15 protein-coding genes and 1 pseudogene are annotated in these 14,381 nt (G+C 66.6%); 6 read left to right on the top strand and 10 right to left on the bottom strand.

The window, feature by feature from the left end; translation table 11 throughout:
• Nucleotides 1-109 precede the first annotated feature (109 nt).
• The 6 genes from OG994_RS12730 to OG994_RS12705 form a co-directional block, all read right to left on the bottom strand.
• Complete coding sequence (locus OG994_RS12730; RefSeq protein WP_328853383.1) at nt 110-2,317, bottom strand: P-loop NTPase family protein; 2,208 nt, start codon at nt 2,315-2,317, stop codon at nt 110-112.
• On the bottom strand, nt 2,310-2,642 hold the full coding sequence (locus tag OG994_RS12725; RefSeq protein WP_328853382.1) for a hypothetical protein: 333 nt from the start codon (nt 2,640-2,642) through the stop codon (nt 2,310-2,312). Before OG994_RS12725 ends, OG994_RS12730 begins: the two co-directional genes overlap by 8 nt.
• Nucleotides 2,643-2,734: 92 nt before the next feature.
• Nucleotides 2,735-3,586: an ABC transporter permease gene (locus OG994_RS12720; RefSeq protein WP_328853381.1), complete on the bottom strand. Its 852-nt coding sequence runs from the start codon at nt 3,584-3,586 to the stop codon at nt 2,735-2,737.
• A gap of 21 nt (nt 3,587-3,607) precedes the next feature.
• The gene (locus OG994_RS12715; RefSeq protein ID WP_328853380.1) at nt 3,608-4,048 is read right to left on the bottom strand and encodes a hypothetical protein; all 441 of its coding nucleotides are present in this window, start codon (nt 4,046-4,048) and stop codon (nt 3,608-3,610) included.
• Nucleotides 4,045-4,419 carry an RRQRL motif-containing zinc-binding protein gene (locus tag OG994_RS12710; RefSeq protein WP_328853379.1) on the bottom strand — a complete coding sequence of 125 codons (375 nt, stop codon included), beginning with the start codon at nt 4,417-4,419 and terminating at the stop codon, nt 4,045-4,047. Before OG994_RS12710 ends, OG994_RS12715 begins: the two co-directional genes overlap by 4 nt.
• Entirely contained in the window at nt 4,419-4,667 is a 249-nt protein-coding gene (locus OG994_RS12705) for a DUF6284 family protein (protein WP_328853378.1), read from the bottom strand. Before OG994_RS12705 ends, OG994_RS12710 begins: the two co-directional genes overlap by 1 nt.
• A gap of 708 nt (nt 4,668-5,375) precedes the next feature.
• Between OG994_RS12705 and OG994_RS12700 the strand changes: the two genes are divergently transcribed.
• The 3 genes from OG994_RS12700 (at nt 5,376) to OG994_RS12690 (ending at nt 8,437) form a co-directional block, all read left to right on the top strand.
• Nucleotides 5,376-6,542, top strand: coding sequence for a hypothetical protein (locus OG994_RS12700; RefSeq protein WP_328853377.1), 1,167 nt, complete (start codon nt 5,376-5,378; stop codon nt 6,540-6,542).
• A 4-nt stretch (nt 6,543-6,546) separates the two neighbouring features.
• The gene (locus tag OG994_RS12695; RefSeq protein ID WP_328853376.1) at nt 6,547-7,107 is read left to right on the top strand and encodes a cysteine hydrolase; all 561 of its coding nucleotides are present in this window, start codon (nt 6,547-6,549) and stop codon (nt 7,105-7,107) included.
• A gap of 286 nt (nt 7,108-7,393) precedes the next feature.
• A complete protein-coding gene (locus OG994_RS12690; RefSeq protein WP_328853375.1) occupies nt 7,394-8,437 on the top strand; it encodes a hypothetical protein in 1,044 nt (347 codons plus the stop codon).
• 112 nt (nt 8,438-8,549) lie between these two features.
• On the opposite strand, the gene OG994_RS12685 is transcribed toward OG994_RS12690, so the two are convergent.
• From OG994_RS12685 to OG994_RS12675, 3 genes are all read right to left on the bottom strand, one after another.
• Nucleotides 8,550-9,611 (bottom strand): hypothetical protein, encoded by a 1,062-nt coding sequence (locus OG994_RS12685; protein WP_328853374.1) that lies wholly within the window; start codon nt 9,609-9,611, stop codon nt 8,550-8,552.
• A 416-nt stretch (nt 9,612-10,027) separates the two neighbouring features.
• Nucleotides 10,028-10,375 (bottom strand): hypothetical protein, encoded by a 348-nt coding sequence (locus OG994_RS12680; protein ID WP_396845490.1) that lies wholly within the window; start codon nt 10,373-10,375, stop codon nt 10,028-10,030.
• Nucleotides 10,376-10,956: 581 nt separating this feature from the next.
• Complete coding sequence (locus OG994_RS12675; RefSeq protein WP_328853372.1) at nt 10,957-11,208, bottom strand: hypothetical protein; 252 nt, start codon at nt 11,206-11,208, stop codon at nt 10,957-10,959.
• A gap of 462 nt (nt 11,209-11,670) precedes the next feature.
• Between OG994_RS12675 and OG994_RS12670 the strand changes: the two genes are divergently transcribed.
• Nucleotides 11,671-12,087: a hypothetical protein gene (locus OG994_RS12670; protein WP_328853371.1), complete on the top strand. Its 417-nt coding sequence runs from the start codon at nt 11,671-11,673 to the stop codon at nt 12,085-12,087.
• A 223-nt stretch (nt 12,088-12,310) separates the two neighbouring features.
• Here OG994_RS12670 and OG994_RS12665 read toward each other — a convergent pair whose 3' ends face one another.
• Nucleotides 12,311-13,219 carry a hypothetical protein gene (locus tag OG994_RS12665; RefSeq protein WP_328853370.1) on the bottom strand — a complete coding sequence of 303 codons (909 nt, stop codon included), beginning with the start codon at nt 13,217-13,219 and terminating at the stop codon, nt 12,311-12,313.
• 81 nt (nt 13,220-13,300) lie between these two features.
• Between OG994_RS12665 and OG994_RS12660 the strand changes: the two are divergent.
• Nucleotides 13,301-13,534: pseudogene (locus OG994_RS12660) on the top strand (IS110 family transposase); the annotation flags it as partial.
• 128 nt (nt 13,535-13,662) lie between these two features.
• Nucleotides 13,663-14,370 carry a Crp/Fnr family transcriptional regulator gene (locus OG994_RS12655; RefSeq protein ID WP_328853369.1) on the top strand — a complete coding sequence of 236 codons (708 nt, stop codon included), beginning with the start codon at nt 13,663-13,665 and terminating at the stop codon, nt 14,368-14,370.
• The last annotated feature ends 11 nt before the right edge of the window (nt 14,371-14,381 follow it).

Raw genomic sequence — 14,381 nt, 5'->3', positions numbered from 1 at the left:
GGGCTTGCGCCGCTAGGGGCTAGGGCGCTGATCAGGTTTGGGATAGGGCGCTAGTGGTGCCGCTAGGTCTAGCGGGCGTCGGCGCTAGACCTAGCGGCGATCCGTGGCGTTAGCCGGCGGCCCGGCCGCCGTGGTCGCGGTCACGCTTGGTGATCGCGGTGAGGATGTGCGCGCGGTCGATGCCGCGCCGGTTAGCGCCCTTGCCGGTGGCCGGGTCGGTGCCCCAGACCTGGCCGGTGGTGACGCCGTAGGGCTTGAGCGCGGCGGTCAACTGCTCGCGTGTGAGGCCGGTGTAGACCTCGGGCCGCAGCCCGGCGAGCCGGTCGCAGACCACCTCGGACCACAACTTGCTCTCGCTGTCGGACATGACGGCGGCGATGTCGTCGAGCAGCGTGTCCCTGCGGACGGCGGTGGTGTCCACGGCCTGGCCGGCGGCGTGGCCGGTGAGGGTGCCGGCCTTCTCCCGCAGCGTCCCCGCCCGGCGGATCACTGCCTCTGCGGTGGGGCCGTCGATGTAGTAGGTGCGGGTAATGGTCGGGTCGTCTCCCTCACCGGCGAGGTAGCCGATGCCCCGGTCACGGCGGCTGAACATGGTGGCCTTGATGCCGGACTTGTGCATCGACGTGCCGAGCACCATGTCGTTTTCGGTGTGGCCCATGACCTTGAGGCAGAACCGCAGCACCGCGTTAGCTGAGATGCCGGTCGGGAGGCTCTTGGCGTCCGGGCGCTGGGTGGCCAGGATCAGCGTGATACCGGCGGCCGGGCCACGCTTGATCAGGTCGGTGCAGATTTCCTCGAACTCGTCGCCGTACTTGGGGTGCTCGAACCACACCTGGCACTCATCAACGCCGATGACGATCGGCTGCAACCCGAGGCGCTTGGTGCTGGCCAGGTCCGGGGTGACCTTGTTCTCCGGGCACAGGTCACGCGGAAGCTCCCGGATGACCTTCGTGCGTCGCCGCAGCTCGGCGCGGACCTCGCGCATGGCGGCCAGGCCGTAGGCGATGTCCTCATCTTCGTCACCGGCCCGGTAGCGGTGGCAGATCGGCTCAAGAGGCGACAGGTCACCGGTGCCCTTGAGGTCGAACGCCAGCACCCACGCGCGCGGGTCGAGCGCCGCGCCGAGCATCGCCAGACGCAGGGAGAACGTCTTACCCATACGCGGAATCGAGCCGATGATCATCGACGCGAACATCAGCGTGAGGGTCACGGCCCGGCCGCGCGGGTCGGTGCCGAACGGGAACGGCTTGAACAGGTCCACCGCACCCGACTTGAGCAGCGGCCACGCGCCCTGCTTGGACCGGGACATGTCCTTGTCGGCGACGAACAGCACGAGCCGGCCGGGGTGAATCTCGGCGTTGGCCTCGGGCCACACGCACCCGAGCGGGCGGGTCAGCGCGGCGGCCAACTCTTCGCGCTTCTCCACCACCGCCGAGGCGGTGACGCCGCGCGGCAGCTCCACATCGGCGCGCCACCCGGTGCCGTTCTCCCGCGTGATCGGTGCAGGGAACCACCGCTTGCCGGTGTCCCCACGCCGCAACGCCTGGTTGATGCCGGGGATGTTCAGCGCGGCCAGGGCGCGCACCACCTCATCCGAGGTCAGCGGCGTGACCGGGGCGCGGACCACGGCGGTGTCGAGCAGCGGCCGGTCGGCCGGCGCGCCGATGAACCCGAACACCACCAGCACGGCGGTCAGCGCGGCGACCTGGGCGACGGTCGGCGCGACGGCGAGCAACCCGAGGGCGGCCAGCAGCACGCCGACGGTCGGCACGGCGGTCAGGCCGCGCCAGCGCACCCGCCGGTCACGCTGGCGCGACAGCGTTTGGTAGACCTTGGCCTCTTCCGGCCGGTCGATCGCGGCCCGCACGACGGCCTGTCGTACCGGCTCGCCTTCCAGGTCGAACAGCCACCGCACGTAGCCGCCGACCACCCGGCCGACGCCGCGCGGGGCGCGCCAGGCGAGCTTGCCGGCGTACTTCGGCAGCCGCAGCCCGTGATACAGGGCGCTGTGCCCGGTCAGGCCAATCGCCCACGTCAGATTCCCGGTGAACTCCGAGCGTGAACGCAGCCAGCCCGGCAGGATCGGCCGGCGCTGCGCGTCACGGAAACCGGCGAGGGTGAACCGCGGGCGTCGCTGCGCGGCGATGCTGTCCACCAGCACCGGGCCAGCCTCGGTGGTGTCGTCGTCCGGGTCGCCAGCGGCGGCGCGGCGGGACCGGGCGGCGTCCAGGTCCACCACCTCAGCGCCGGTGGTGTCGTTCAGGTCGGCTTCGGCCGCCTGCCAGTCGAAACGGTCATCCTCGTGAGGGCTAGCCACGGCGGGCCTCCTTGCGGATCGGGCTGATGGGGGCGCAGAGGTGGGCGTCGGTGTCGATCTGCCACGGCGTGATGCGAGTCAGGCCACGGGCGGCGAGGGCGGCGGCCACGGCGGTGAACTCCCGTTCGTCGGGCCGGTCGTAGGGTCCGGTGCGGGTCGGCAGGTCGACCCATTCGGTGCCCTGCGCGTAGCGGATGAGCAGCACGTAACCGTCGCCGGACGCGGCGGGGGCGATGGTGGCGCGCAGCGGAGTGCCGAGCCAGAACGGCCGGCAGGGACGAAAGCGGGTGGCGGCTCGCCGCAGCGCCCGCACGGGTGACAACATCAGGGTCTCTCCAAATGGTGTGAGTGCCGGACGGAAGAGGGCCGGCGGCACGGCACGGTTTCTCAGGCCAGGGGCCGTGCCGCCGGGCGGCGCTAGTCGTGCGAGCGCACGAGGTGAGCGAGGGCGGCGCCCATGCCGAGCACCGCGACCGGCAGGCACGCGACGGCGGTGGTGATCCACCACGGCGCGGCGTCCATGCCGGCGGCCACGAGCAGGTGATAGGCGACCTGGCCGAGCGCCCCAACCCCGAGGGACGCGATGGCGGACCACTTGGCGAACCGGCGTGCCCGCTCGGGCACGCGGCCGGACAGCCACACGTAGAGCGCGTACGCGCCGTACGTCTCCACGCCGATCGGCAGCGTGATCGCGGTGTCGATGGTCCATCCGGAACCGATGCCGGGCAGCAGGTTCACTTTGCCGAATCCGGTGAGTCCGCCGAGTCCGACCCAGCCGCCCCAGATGGCGACGAACGCCGGCAGCGCCAGCAGCACCACCGGCCACACCACCGCCGGACGCGGCGGCGCGGCCGGCTTGGCCGGGGTGGGCGTGACCGGGTGACCGGGGGTGCTGGCCTCGGCATCTGCCTCGATCGCCTCGGCCGGAGCGGCGTCTGCGGCGGGTGCGGTGGACTCGGATGCGGCCGGTGGGGTGGCCGGGTCCGTGGCGGGCGTGTGGGTGTCGGTGGGGGACAGCTCCACCCGCTCGGCGAGGCTGCCGCGCGTGACCATCGCGGCGTGCAAGGCGTTGACGTGGGCCTGCCGGTCGCGTTCTTCGCGCAGCCGCGACAGCAGTTCGTCGGCCTTGGGTGCGCCGATGCGGTACTCGCGCATCAGCCGGTTGCGTGACGGGATCGCGCCGAGTTCGGCGGTGAGCTTGCGGGCGGCCGGCAACAGGTCTTCGACGGGTTGGGGGTAGCGGGTGCCGTTGATCGTGGGGGCAGTCATGGCAGCGGTGTCCCTTCTCGGTTAGTGCTTGCATCCGGGGCAGTGCAGGCCGGGGCAGCAGACCCCGGAACGGCGCAGCAGCAGCGCGATGACGGCGAGCACGAACAGCCCACCGGCCAGTACAGGCAGCAGCGCAATCAGCGCGGTGACGAGCTGCACCGCGACCCAACCGGCCACCGCCACGGCGACCGTGGCCGGCACGGCGACGGCCGCGACGGTCACTGCTCGGCGGCGGGACCGGGCGTAGACGGTGCGGGCGGGGCGGGGCCGGTCGATGAAGCGGACCGTGACCCACACGCGCGGGTCGGTGCCGGGCATCTGCCGGGGAATCGACATGGACAGCAACCGGTCGGCGTCGCGCAGGGTGGCGACGGCGGCGGCGACCTCGGCCGGTGTGCCGACGATCCGCCGGTTCACGGCGTGCCCGGCGGGCCGGCGCAAGGTGGTGATCGGGCGTGTCATGCGGCCACCTCCTGGGGGTAGGCGCAGGTCAGGCACTCGCCGAGCGAGCGCGGGATGTAGTACGGCCGCACCTGGCCGCAGGTGCGGCAGGTGCGCCGGGCCAGCAGCGCGGCCCGGATAGCCCGCAGTTGCGCGGGGGTGGCGGTGCGTTTCGGTGCGGCCAGCTCGAGCCGGTACAGGTACGCGGCACGGATGCCGCCGACACCGGCCCAGAGCACCTGAGCGGCGACGGGTTGACCGCCGGGGCGTAGGCCGGCGGCGGCCAGTTGGCGGCGGGTGGCGTAGCCAGGCGGGGCACCCTGCCACCAGTAGGTGGGGATGCCGTACCGCGCCCCGTCCGGGTCGTGAAAGGCGGCGCGGATGCGGGACATCAGGCCACGCGGCCCGGGTCGGTGGCGCGGGCGGCCAGCTCGGCGGCGGCGCGGGTGACGCGGGCCTCGGCCCGCCGCAGACGCCGCCAGTCCAGGACGGTCGGGCCGCCGTGGTCCTCGGCGTAGAGCATCGTGATTTCGGCGTCGAGCAGGTCCAGCTCGGCCGCGATCAGCGGCCACTCCGACTCGATGCCGGCCAGGTCGGCGGCGGTCGGCTCGACGGGGACGGGGGCAAGGCGCTTCCTCACAGGAGCCTCCGGGGGAGTCGATGTGAACGGGGGAGGACTCGGGGCGTGGCGAGATCCACGCCCCGAGGCCGTGCTGTAGCGCGCGCTGTCCGCCTCACTCGCTCCGCTCGCCCGGGACCTACCGGGGTCGGCCACCATGTGACTCAAGGCAAAGTTCCTGATCAGCGGCCTCACGCGCTTGTTCCTGTCGCTGTGGAGTTGTCAATGAACGACCTGATCCGGCGTCCATGGGCGTACGGCAACCTGCGCCGCCGTTCTCCTGACCATCCGGCCGGATACAACTCGACGTTGTATTCGCAAGCTACAGCGCGACGTTGTATTCGCGCAAGGATGACTACCGCGTAGGCTTGTACTGATGTCTGCTGCTGATCTGCCCACCGACTGGTGGACTACGGAGCACGTGCGTGCCTACCTGGCGTCGGTAGGTGCCCCCATCAGCCGTGCCACGTGGGCCTCCTACGTGTCTCGCGGCCAGGCGCCCGCGCCCGATCGGATGTTCGGCCGCTCCCCGGCCTGGAAGCCCAGGACCATTCAGCAATGGCAGGCGGAGAGGCCACGCAAAGGCACCCCGACCGAGTAGTCCGGATCATCTGATGCCTCCCCTCATTGGCTTCGGTCTTTATCGGGCTCCGGCCCGCCTGCCTATGAGACTGCCTCGCGATCTACGAGTCGGGCAGACCCCAGGCACGGACACGAGGGACACGGCGTATGTCCACTGAGGCCACTCGGCAGTTCAAGCCCAATCTGGTGCTGGTCAACCGGCGCAAGGCTGCCGGGTGGGAGTCGCGGAAACGCGCCGCGCGGGAGCTGCACCGCCTCGGCCTACAGCACGGCATCCGGGGGACACCCACGGTCGAGGCGATCGAGAAGGCGATGTACCGCCATGAGACGGGCCGGGTGGCGGTCACTGACCCGATTTACCGGCAGCTCTACTGCCTGGCCTACCGCGCCAAACCGCATGACCTGTTCGGGGAGCTAGCAGGGGACGCCTCGGAGCGTCCGCACTTCACACTCCGGTCACATAAGTTCGTGCCGACGTACGTAGGCGTGGAGGGCGTCAAGGGGCTCTGTCATGCGCTCGACTTCACCACGGCCGAGACGCAGTGGCATGCCTGTCGGTCAACCCCTGTCGACCATCCGGAGGGGGAGTGCACCCTGTACGTCTGGCCCTCCGGTGCCGTGGTGTTCCACCTGGTCGAAGAGGTGCAGATGTCGACCATTGCCGCCCTAGCAGCGTGGCGCAAGGTGTCCTACGGGGACAACATCAAGTGGGCAGCCGACTACCTCTGCCGCTTCATTAGCGAGGTCGACCAGGACTCGATGTACGTGCTCGGGGCTCACTGGCTCACAGAACCGGCCTGGCCGGCCGAACTGCTCGATGCCGCCCTGCGCATCATGGCAACGCCGGCGGTCCTACTGCACCGCGATCGTCCGATGGACGATGAGCACCTGGCCCACGCCGAGCTGATAGAACAGTCACTGCTCTCCGAGCAGTACGACCACACGGGGATTGAGTCGTTCGGCGTACGCGGCATCTCATGCGGATACGCCTCATGGTCCGGTGTCGTCTACCACCCAGTCGCGCCAGAGCGGGCTCTCACGGAGGCTGAGCTAGTTGCCTGCGAACTGGCAGTGCAGTCCGTCTGGGCGCTCACCGACGCGATCACCCGTCAGATTGAACAGGGCAGGGATCCGGAGATTCCGCCTGAGTACGGGTGGCGCTATCTTCGGGGAGTCCGCTCCCGACTGACTACCTCCCGGCCACGCGAAACCGGCCAGCACCAAACGATGCGTAGAGCGATCCTGCGGACGAGCGACCTGATGCCGGCGCTTGAGCAAGCCATCGAAACCCTGCGAGAGATGGATCGAGGTTGAGGCCATGACGGCAACCCGGCCAGTCCTGGTGGTGACTGATGTGCAGAATGGATTCGTCAGGGAGCAGTCGGCGCACGTCGTACCAATCATCGCCGCGCTGGTCGAACGCTGGCAGGGTGACATCCTGTTCACCAGATACCTGAACTACCCCGGTAGCCCATATGAACGACTCTTCGGTTGGCGTCGGCTCCAGTCTCCGCCTGAAACTGACATCGTGCCCGAGCTAGCGCCGTTTATGAGTCGCGGGATAGTGCTCGACAAGACCGTCTATGGTCCGTTCACGACTGAAGGTGAAGAGCTTGTCAAGCAGCGCGGATGGACGGATTTCTACTTCTGTGGAATCGCAACCGAGAGCTGTGTATTGAAGGGGGCTGTGGATGCCTTCGAACGCGACCTAACACCGTGGCTGATCGCTGATGCATCTGCGAGCCACGCCGGTCCTGAGGCGCATACCGCAGGTCTCCTGGTCGCTCGCCGCTTCATTGGCCCTGGCCAAGTGATCACGCAGGCCGAGATCCCGGCCACGCTCGTCGGAGACCACCGAGCCGCGACGTCCCATGGCTGAAGTGTCACTCGTGTCACCCATGTCACCAAAAGGGCTTGACCTGGTTGAACTTCCTGTAAGCCTGGTGACAGCACGGTGACATCCTCCGGGTACCCGAGCACGCTCGGAGCGGGCGCAAAGCCGAAGCGGTAGCCGGACCGTCAGACCAATCCGTCGGATTCCTGCCAATGTGGAACCTCCAGCCGGAGGCCTGGCGATGACTAATGCGGGCGTGGGAGCCGGCAGTCCACCATGATTCACGACCAAGAAGGCGAGGTCAACTAGAGATGGCGGCGGGAGATGGGGCATGACAGAATCCAGCAATCAGTTGGAAATGGCTACCTCTCAAGACGGCGACCAGGATGATCGCGTTGGGGATCACCTCAACCGTGAATGGATGACACTGGGGGAGCAGATAGAGGAAGGATTCGACCGTCTCCGTGTTGGCGTAGAACGAAATCCAAAGCTGCAATCGATCGCTCGTGATCTCGTGGTAACGCTCGACGTCGCGAAGAAATCTTTAAGAGAAATCGAAGGTCACGAGCATCTAGTTCCTGCCCTGCGCATGTCAAGGTATAGACAGCTCGACCAGGTAGTGCATCGTGCTGAACAGGGGATCCTCAACGCCGAATATTCTGCCGTCTTAACCGATCTTTCCTTCATCATGGAGCTGGTCGCCGCCATGGCTGAGGATCTGCTTGAAGCGAATCGGATCGACGAGCTTGACCGGCGCGCGTTAAAGTTCGTGCAGCAATCGATCAGGCATCAAGGGGAAGTGCTGTCAGTTGCTGCCGCGCGCGCATATCTCGAGAATACGGCAGAACGAATCACTCAGATTCGCGAAGACGCGGAGGAGGCGGCCGGGGTAATCGCAGGCAGCGAGATTGCTAGTTTCTACCTAGAGCACGCCCAAATGGAGCGCCTCCGTTACCGGGCGTGGAACGCCGTTCTCGTGGTAACGGTTCTTGCCTCGATTTCCTTGACCTGGTTTATCGTGTCTCGCGCCGGGGATGCTCCATTGACCGCTCAAGAGATAAGCAGGCTTGCGCTCGCGCTGCCGCTGTTAACGCTTCTTGTGTATGCAGGCCGGCAGGCTACCTTCCATCGAGACCAGGAAAGCTCGGCGCGGTTGACGGCGGTGCAACTAAGAACGGTGAGATCTTTCACGGATGCATTGCCGTCGTCGGGCAAGGAGACCGTCATGCTGATGCTTGCTGAGAAGGTGTTTGGTGGGGTTGCGAGAGTGCCCGCGGAACCAGAGGATGGTGGCGATTCGGATAATGGCGGCATTGTTCTGGATCAGGCGCGCCGTTTCCTAGCAGTGAGAGATCCCGGTGCGCTTCAGAGATAACAAACTCGTCCGTTACTCACGGGACCGATCGCCGCGCCGTTTCCTTGGCGCGGGTTCTTTGGCTGCTTAGCGTTGACTGCCATTCCTGTCCCCTGGTATTAGTGGGTGTCTCCTAGATGGTTCGTCCGCGAAGCACAGATCGTCCCGCAGCAAGCAGGGCATGAAGTTCCGCCGGGCTCATGGACCTTGCGCCTTCTCCTCTTCGCTCGATTATGGAAATGAATGATCCTTCGTTTCGGCCTGCAACAATGGCCCCATGCACGAGGAACGGGCGGGAAGACTCCGACTGCAGCGGTATTCCGATCAGCATGAGATATCCACCTTGTACGGGTACTTGATCTATCGCAAGTCCCTCGATTGGGGGATAGATGTGGCTGTCGAGAACATTGCGATAGCGTCCGACCGCATTTGCCGGAAACTGCAGCGGTGTGACTTTGGTAAGCGTGTCTGCGCCGTCTCGCTTCGTTGTTCTAAAACCTAGGACAAGAAGGCCTGCTTCTCGTCCGTTCGCAAACCGGGCCACATCTTGTGCAAGTTCAACCTTCCCCGCAAAAGACTCCACATCGTATCCGCGCGACTTGACCTCTAGCCAGGTCGATTCATGTAGGCCTAGCAGGGCGTTTGGGGTTCCCGTGAGCAGGATTTGACGTACCGCGTCGACCTTGACGCTGCCCACTGGCCTAGGCCGTTCAGGCAGCTTAAGCAAGTGGCTGCAGACCTCCTGAAGGGAGAACATCTCTCGGGTCGTTCTATGGTCTGCTTGGCTGCATACGTGAAAGTCCCAATACAGATCGTTGTACTTCACCTCACCGATCTTGTCTCGGTTGACCTCGAAGACCGTTCGAAGGAGTTCTTCAACGCCCTCTTTATCTTTCCACTCCGGTGCCTCTGCTGACATAATAATTTCAAGGCAACCATCCATTGCTTTGGATATTAGGAGGGCCTCTGGGCCGTCACCTTCTATTGTTAGATAAAGGTGGTTGTCATTTGGCAATTTCGTCGTCTGGATGAGGTTATGCCACTCGGCTAGCGTTACGTCCTCGACGAAAGCGCGATCCACTTCCAAATCTGCGACCGTGCTCATGCGTCCGAACAGCCGTCCATCCGAGTCGCGAAGTTGCTTATTTTCGGGATCCCATGCTATGCCCATAGCTTGTATCGTGCCACGGTCCATCAATGCTCTCAATCTCTCGGGCGTTGATGCCTCGTCGCCTCACGGTCGCCGTTGTGACTGATCGAGGTTGAACAGTGCAAACGCTGGCTAAGGAGGTAACGCGCTTGCGCGCCTCAAGGATCACCCACCGGGACGCGCGCGTCCTGGGGACCGCTCGGGGACCGCACGCCATGAGCGCGGCTGCGTCAACCTGCGTGCATCTAGACGTGACGCTGGCTCGGATAACGCGAGTGACGTGCGATTGCGTTTCCCGCTCCGTTCTGGGGGTCAAGGGGTCGTCGGTTCAAATCCGGCCGTCCCGACAGAGTTTCAGCAGGTCAAGGCTTTGATTCACTTCGGTGAGTCAGGGCCTTCTTGCAGTTTCGTCTTACAATTCATCGCGTACGCTCGTACTGCTGGAATCCGTTGTGTAGCAGTCACCCGAACAGCCCTGATTCGAGGTGCTCGGCCGCCACCTTCAGGTGGCTGCTGTCCGAGTGGACGTAGACCCGTTTGGCCAGTGTGCCGCCGTCCGCGCGACCGGCCCAGGCCGCCAGCACGACGTCGGGCACGCCGGCACCGGCCAGGTAGGTCAGGCAGGCGTGCCGGGCGTCGTACGGCCGGACCTTGCGTACGTCGACCTTGGCCATCACCTCGTACACCCAACGGCGGAGCCAGTCGGTGCGCTGCGGCTGGCCGAGTTCGTTGATCAGGACGTAGCCGCTGTCGACGTAGGCCTTGCCAGCCTTCAGGCGCTCCTTCTTCTGCAGGGTCTGGAAGGCCATCAGCGCTTTCGTTACCGTTGCCGGCATCGGTAGGCCGCGTTTGCCGGCCGCCGACTTGGCCTCCTTCTCCTCGATCTCGCCGTCGACGAGCGTCCGCTGTTCTCACCGGCTGCGATCGTGCCGGCCTCGAGGTCGACGTCGGACCAGCGCAGGCCACACACCTCAGCGGGTCGCAGGCCCATGAACGACAGCAGGCAGGGTGCGTACAGGCGTTCGCCGTGATGCCTGTCAGGAACGCCTTCACCTCCTCCTGGGCCCAGTGCTTACGCTCCGCACGCGCTTCGGTGGCGGCCTTGGCTGCTGCCCTGGGGATGGTCACGAACGCGGCGACGTTGCGCACCACGAGCTGGTGGCGAACCGCCACGTTCAGCGCGGTCCGGAGCCGTCCGAGCGTCAGGCGCACCGATCGGACCGCCCAGGCCCGTCCCCGGCTTGCCGCCACGCCGCCGGCCCTCCGTGAGCATCCAGTCGATCAGCGCTCGATGTCGGCCTCGGTTACGTCTTGGAGCGGCTTGCCGCCGAGACGGGCCCGGACCGGCAGGAGTGCGTCGCGATAGTTCGCGGCAGTGGCCTTCTCCACGTCACGGGTGGCCGACATCAACCATTCGTCGAGGAATTCGTCGACCGAGATTCTTGCCGGGCCGGACGTACGTGCCTCGGCCGGTCTCGTGCTTGATCCGTGCGTACTCCGCCCTGGCTTCCTTTCTGGTGTCGAGGGCGTAGGTCCGCTGGTCGCGACGTCCATCTGGCTTGCGTCCGACGTCGATGACGAACCGGTAGCGGGTCTTGCCACTGTGAAGCGTGATCTTCTTGATCGGGTCCGAGGTGCTCACGTTGGTCCTGTTCCTTTCGCGGAGGGATGGGTTGGCGCCCCGGCTTCAGCCCGGGAACGGCGGCGAGCTTGACGCAATGGTTACCTAGAAGCGGTACCTATCCGCGGTCCTGAAGGTGCCCATGCGATGGCGGATGGCGATAACCGATGTGGGATGTGGGAATCTCGACTCGTCATCCAGCCGTCCAGTGCTCGCCGAGGATTTGAGGCATGCCGCGACAGCGTCCTGTCGCCGAGAATCTGCCGCCGTTGCCTGAGCGGGAGAAGCGGGATCAGCAGGTCAAGATTCGGCTCACACCTTCGGAGATAGCGAGGCTGGCGGTGATGCGGCCCGACCTCACGCCGTCCGGGATTGTTGCGTTGCTCGTCGATGACGGGCTCGCCGGGCGGTACCAGCCGGCGTGGGCGGACGCTGGTTTGGACTACGCCGCTTCGTCTTTGCGGACGCGCACGCACTCGGCTCGTGGTCCACAACCATCCTCTCGATGGCCTTGCCGACGTGGTGTTCTGGGGTCGGGACGAAGAGCAGATCGCCGCCGGGTTCGGTGCTCAGCGCACCGGCACGCCGGGGGAGGACGGCTACGGCTGGCTCAAGCTTCCGGTGCGGGATGCCTATGCGCGGGCGGTCGCGCTCAACGACCGCAAGAACGCTGCTCCGCCGCGCATTTTCGCCTTTGACTTCCGCCCGCACTCACCTCACTGGCAGGTCATGGCAGGCGTGCGGGCGTCCGAGAATGAGGCATTCACCATCGAAGTCGGCGGTGCCCAGATCATGATGGCGATGCCGTCCGTCGACGACGGGTTCTTCCCGGTCGACTTGGACGTCAACGCTTCGGGCGCCCCCGTTGCGGTCCGGATCACGGTGGCCGGCGAAGACTGACAGCGCCGGCTCGGACCAGGCCGCTCCGCACGCAGCGGGGTGCCGACCTCAACCGGCGTTACTCCGACCACGCCCGACACCACTCAGCCGTTACGGCGCGTTGCTGGTCCCGCGAGGTCGTGAGCAGCTTCGCTCGGGGCTGACGTTGCCAGCACTGCGCCGGTTCGGCGATCACACGGTGCCACCGCTGCCATAGCGTCCCGCACCGCAGCATGGATGGCTGTCAGTCGGCGACGCGTTGGATGAGGACCCGGCGTGCGCCGGCGTCGAGCAGTGCCTGGGCGCGGTGCTGGCCGTTGTTGTAGCCCTCCCGGCTCGGCCAGGGCGCATACGGACGGATCGTGTCGACTATGAGCGAGAACAAGGCCTCGCGTTCCCAATCGGTGAGGCCCTGTGCGTCCGGGTGGTTGAGCACGTACGAGGGCGTGTCCTCGAAGCCTACGCTGGCGGCCTTAGCTCGTGCGGCGAGGCGTATGGCGAGGCGGGACACGACGTGCCAGTCGCCCCCGTGGTACCAGCAGCAGTCACGCCCGCCCCGACGCGGCACGAGCTGACGACCAAGCCGTCGCCACCACGGCACCCCGGACCCCATACAGCCGTCCTCCCGGAACGGAGCTGGGCGCGGCAGCAGGACCACTGGCTGGGCCACGTACGTCGACTCCGGGTCTGGCTCGATCTCGGGCGGGACGAAGCCGCTCCCGCGCTCCAGGTCGACGTGTCGACCGACGAGCGCGTCAACGGCGGCGGGGGATATCTGCCGCCATCGAGGCGTGTGCAACGTGTGCTCGGAAGAGTCCACGGTGAACGTCACCACGGTCAGGTCCCGTACGTCCTCGATGATCATGTGGACAACCCAGATCGGTGGCTCCGAGTCGTCGGCGAAGTACTGCTGCCACACTGCCGTGGCGCAAGCCTCGGCCGCGTTGGTCGACGAAGCGCCCTCGCCAGCACCGGGCATCTGCGTGGCGACCGCGACGGGCCGCAGCCCAGGGGCGGTGAAAAGCTGCAGGCGGAAGGTCACCCGTCGGCCTGCCTGCGGTGGCAGCCGATACATGTGCTCATCGAGGACCTGCTCTCGCGCTCCGGCAAAACCGGCCAGCGGCGCGGGCAGAGGCGGCACGTCAGCGTTCATGCTGCGGACGATAGCCGTTGCGAGCCCCGATCAGCCTCTTTCTTCAGTGGGGCTAAGGGCGCAGTCGCTCAGTACATGCGCGAGCACCCACCGCGAGGCGGCAACAAGAACCTCAAACGCGCGTTCTTCCTCGCCGCGTTCGCAGCCCTGGCCGACCCCGTGAGCAGGGCCTACTACGACCGCAAACGCGCCGAAGGCAAACGCCACAACGCCGCCCTCATCTGCCTCGCCCGACGCCGCTGCGACGCCCTATACGCCATGCTCCGCGACAAAATCCCCTACCAGTCCCGCCCAGCCGCCTCAATCGCCGCTTGACGAAACCCCATAGGGACACCCCCCGCTAGCGCGGCGACGTCGCAAATGGTGACGAAGTGGCCTGAGCCAAGCTTTGCAATCCCGGTCGGCCACCACCCTGCCCTGACCGTCGGCGATACATTCTGTGCATGCGTGACCACGGTGGATCCGGACTCGTCGCTCATCTCCCGCAGGACGAGTGGCACCGAGTACAAAACACCGGAATTCCCGTACGTTTCGAACCCCGCGCCGTGCTCCTACGTCAAGGCGACGCGACCCAGCATGTGCACGTGGTCCTAGCCGGCTGCGTCAAGATCGTGCGGTCGGAGAGCGACGGGAGCCGCGCCATCCTGACACTGCGGGCGGCCGGCGACGTCGTGGGGGACCTGGCCGCCGTCGACCTGCAACCTCGCTCGGCCACGGTCACCGCCCTCACCACCACGGTCACCCGTCTGCTGACCGGCCCGCAGTTCCGGCGCTTCCTGGCCCGGCCTGCGTTCGCCGCGGCCTTCGCTACCTACACGGTGAGCCGACTGCGCACCTCGGACGCCCAGCGCACGGCGCTGGCCGTGCTGCCCGTGCGGGAGCGGTTGGCCCGGGCGCTGATCCAGCTCGACCGGGAGAGTAGGCGCGCCGACGGGCAGGCCGCGATCCGGCTGTCCCAGGCGGAACTCGCCGAGCTGGTCGGCGCCTCGCGCAACGCGATCGTCGCCGAGCTGACTGCCCTGCGCGAGGCCGGCATCGTCGCCACCGGACGGCGCGAGGTCACCATCGTGGACCCGGCAGCATTGAGCGGCCGGTCACACGGTCTCCGCCCAGAACTGGGCAGAGAATCACGTGGTCCTAACCGACGCTGAGGGGGTCCCGT

The organism is Micromonospora globbae (assembly GCF_036184225.1).
Classification (GTDB): domain Bacteria; phylum Actinomycetota; class Actinomycetes; order Mycobacteriales; family Micromonosporaceae; genus Micromonospora; species Micromonospora globbae.
The sequence above is the reverse complement of the archived record's forward strand: the minus strand, read 5'-3'. Positions and strand labels throughout refer to the sequence as shown.

Coding starts and splice junctions, on each gene's coding strand:
- OG994_RS12655 (WP_328853369.1), top strand. CDS start 13,663: ATGCGTGACCACGGTGGATCCGGACTCGTCGCTCATCTCCCGCAGGAC.
- OG994_RS12680 (WP_396845490.1), bottom strand. CDS start 10,375: ATGGCCTTCCAGACCCTGCAGAAGAAGGAGCGCCTGAAGGCTGGCAAG.
- OG994_RS12665 (WP_328853370.1), bottom strand. CDS start 13,219: ATGAACGCTGACGTGCCGCCTCTGCCCGCGCCGCTGGCCGGTTTTGCC.
- OG994_RS12695 (WP_328853376.1), top strand. CDS start 6,547: ATGACGGCAACCCGGCCAGTCCTGGTGGTGACTGATGTGCAGAATGGA.
- OG994_RS12685 (WP_328853374.1), bottom strand. CDS start 9,611: ATGGACCGTGGCACGATACAAGCTATGGGCATAGCATGGGATCCCGAA.
- OG994_RS12725 (WP_328853382.1), bottom strand. CDS start 2,642: ATGTTGTCACCCGTGCGGGCGCTGCGGCGAGCCGCCACCCGCTTTCGT.
- OG994_RS12690 (WP_328853375.1), top strand. CDS start 7,394: ATGACAGAATCCAGCAATCAGTTGGAAATGGCTACCTCTCAAGACGGC.
- OG994_RS12710 (WP_328853379.1), bottom strand. CDS start 4,419: ATGTCCCGCATCCGCGCCGCCTTTCACGACCCGGACGGGGCGCGGTAC.
- OG994_RS12715 (WP_328853380.1), bottom strand. CDS start 4,048: ATGACACGCCCGATCACCACCTTGCGCCGGCCCGCCGGGCACGCCGTG.
- OG994_RS12720 (WP_328853381.1), bottom strand. CDS start 3,586: ATGACTGCCCCCACGATCAACGGCACCCGCTACCCCCAACCCGTCGAA.
- OG994_RS12700 (WP_328853377.1), top strand. CDS start 5,376: ATGTCCACTGAGGCCACTCGGCAGTTCAAGCCCAATCTGGTGCTGGTC.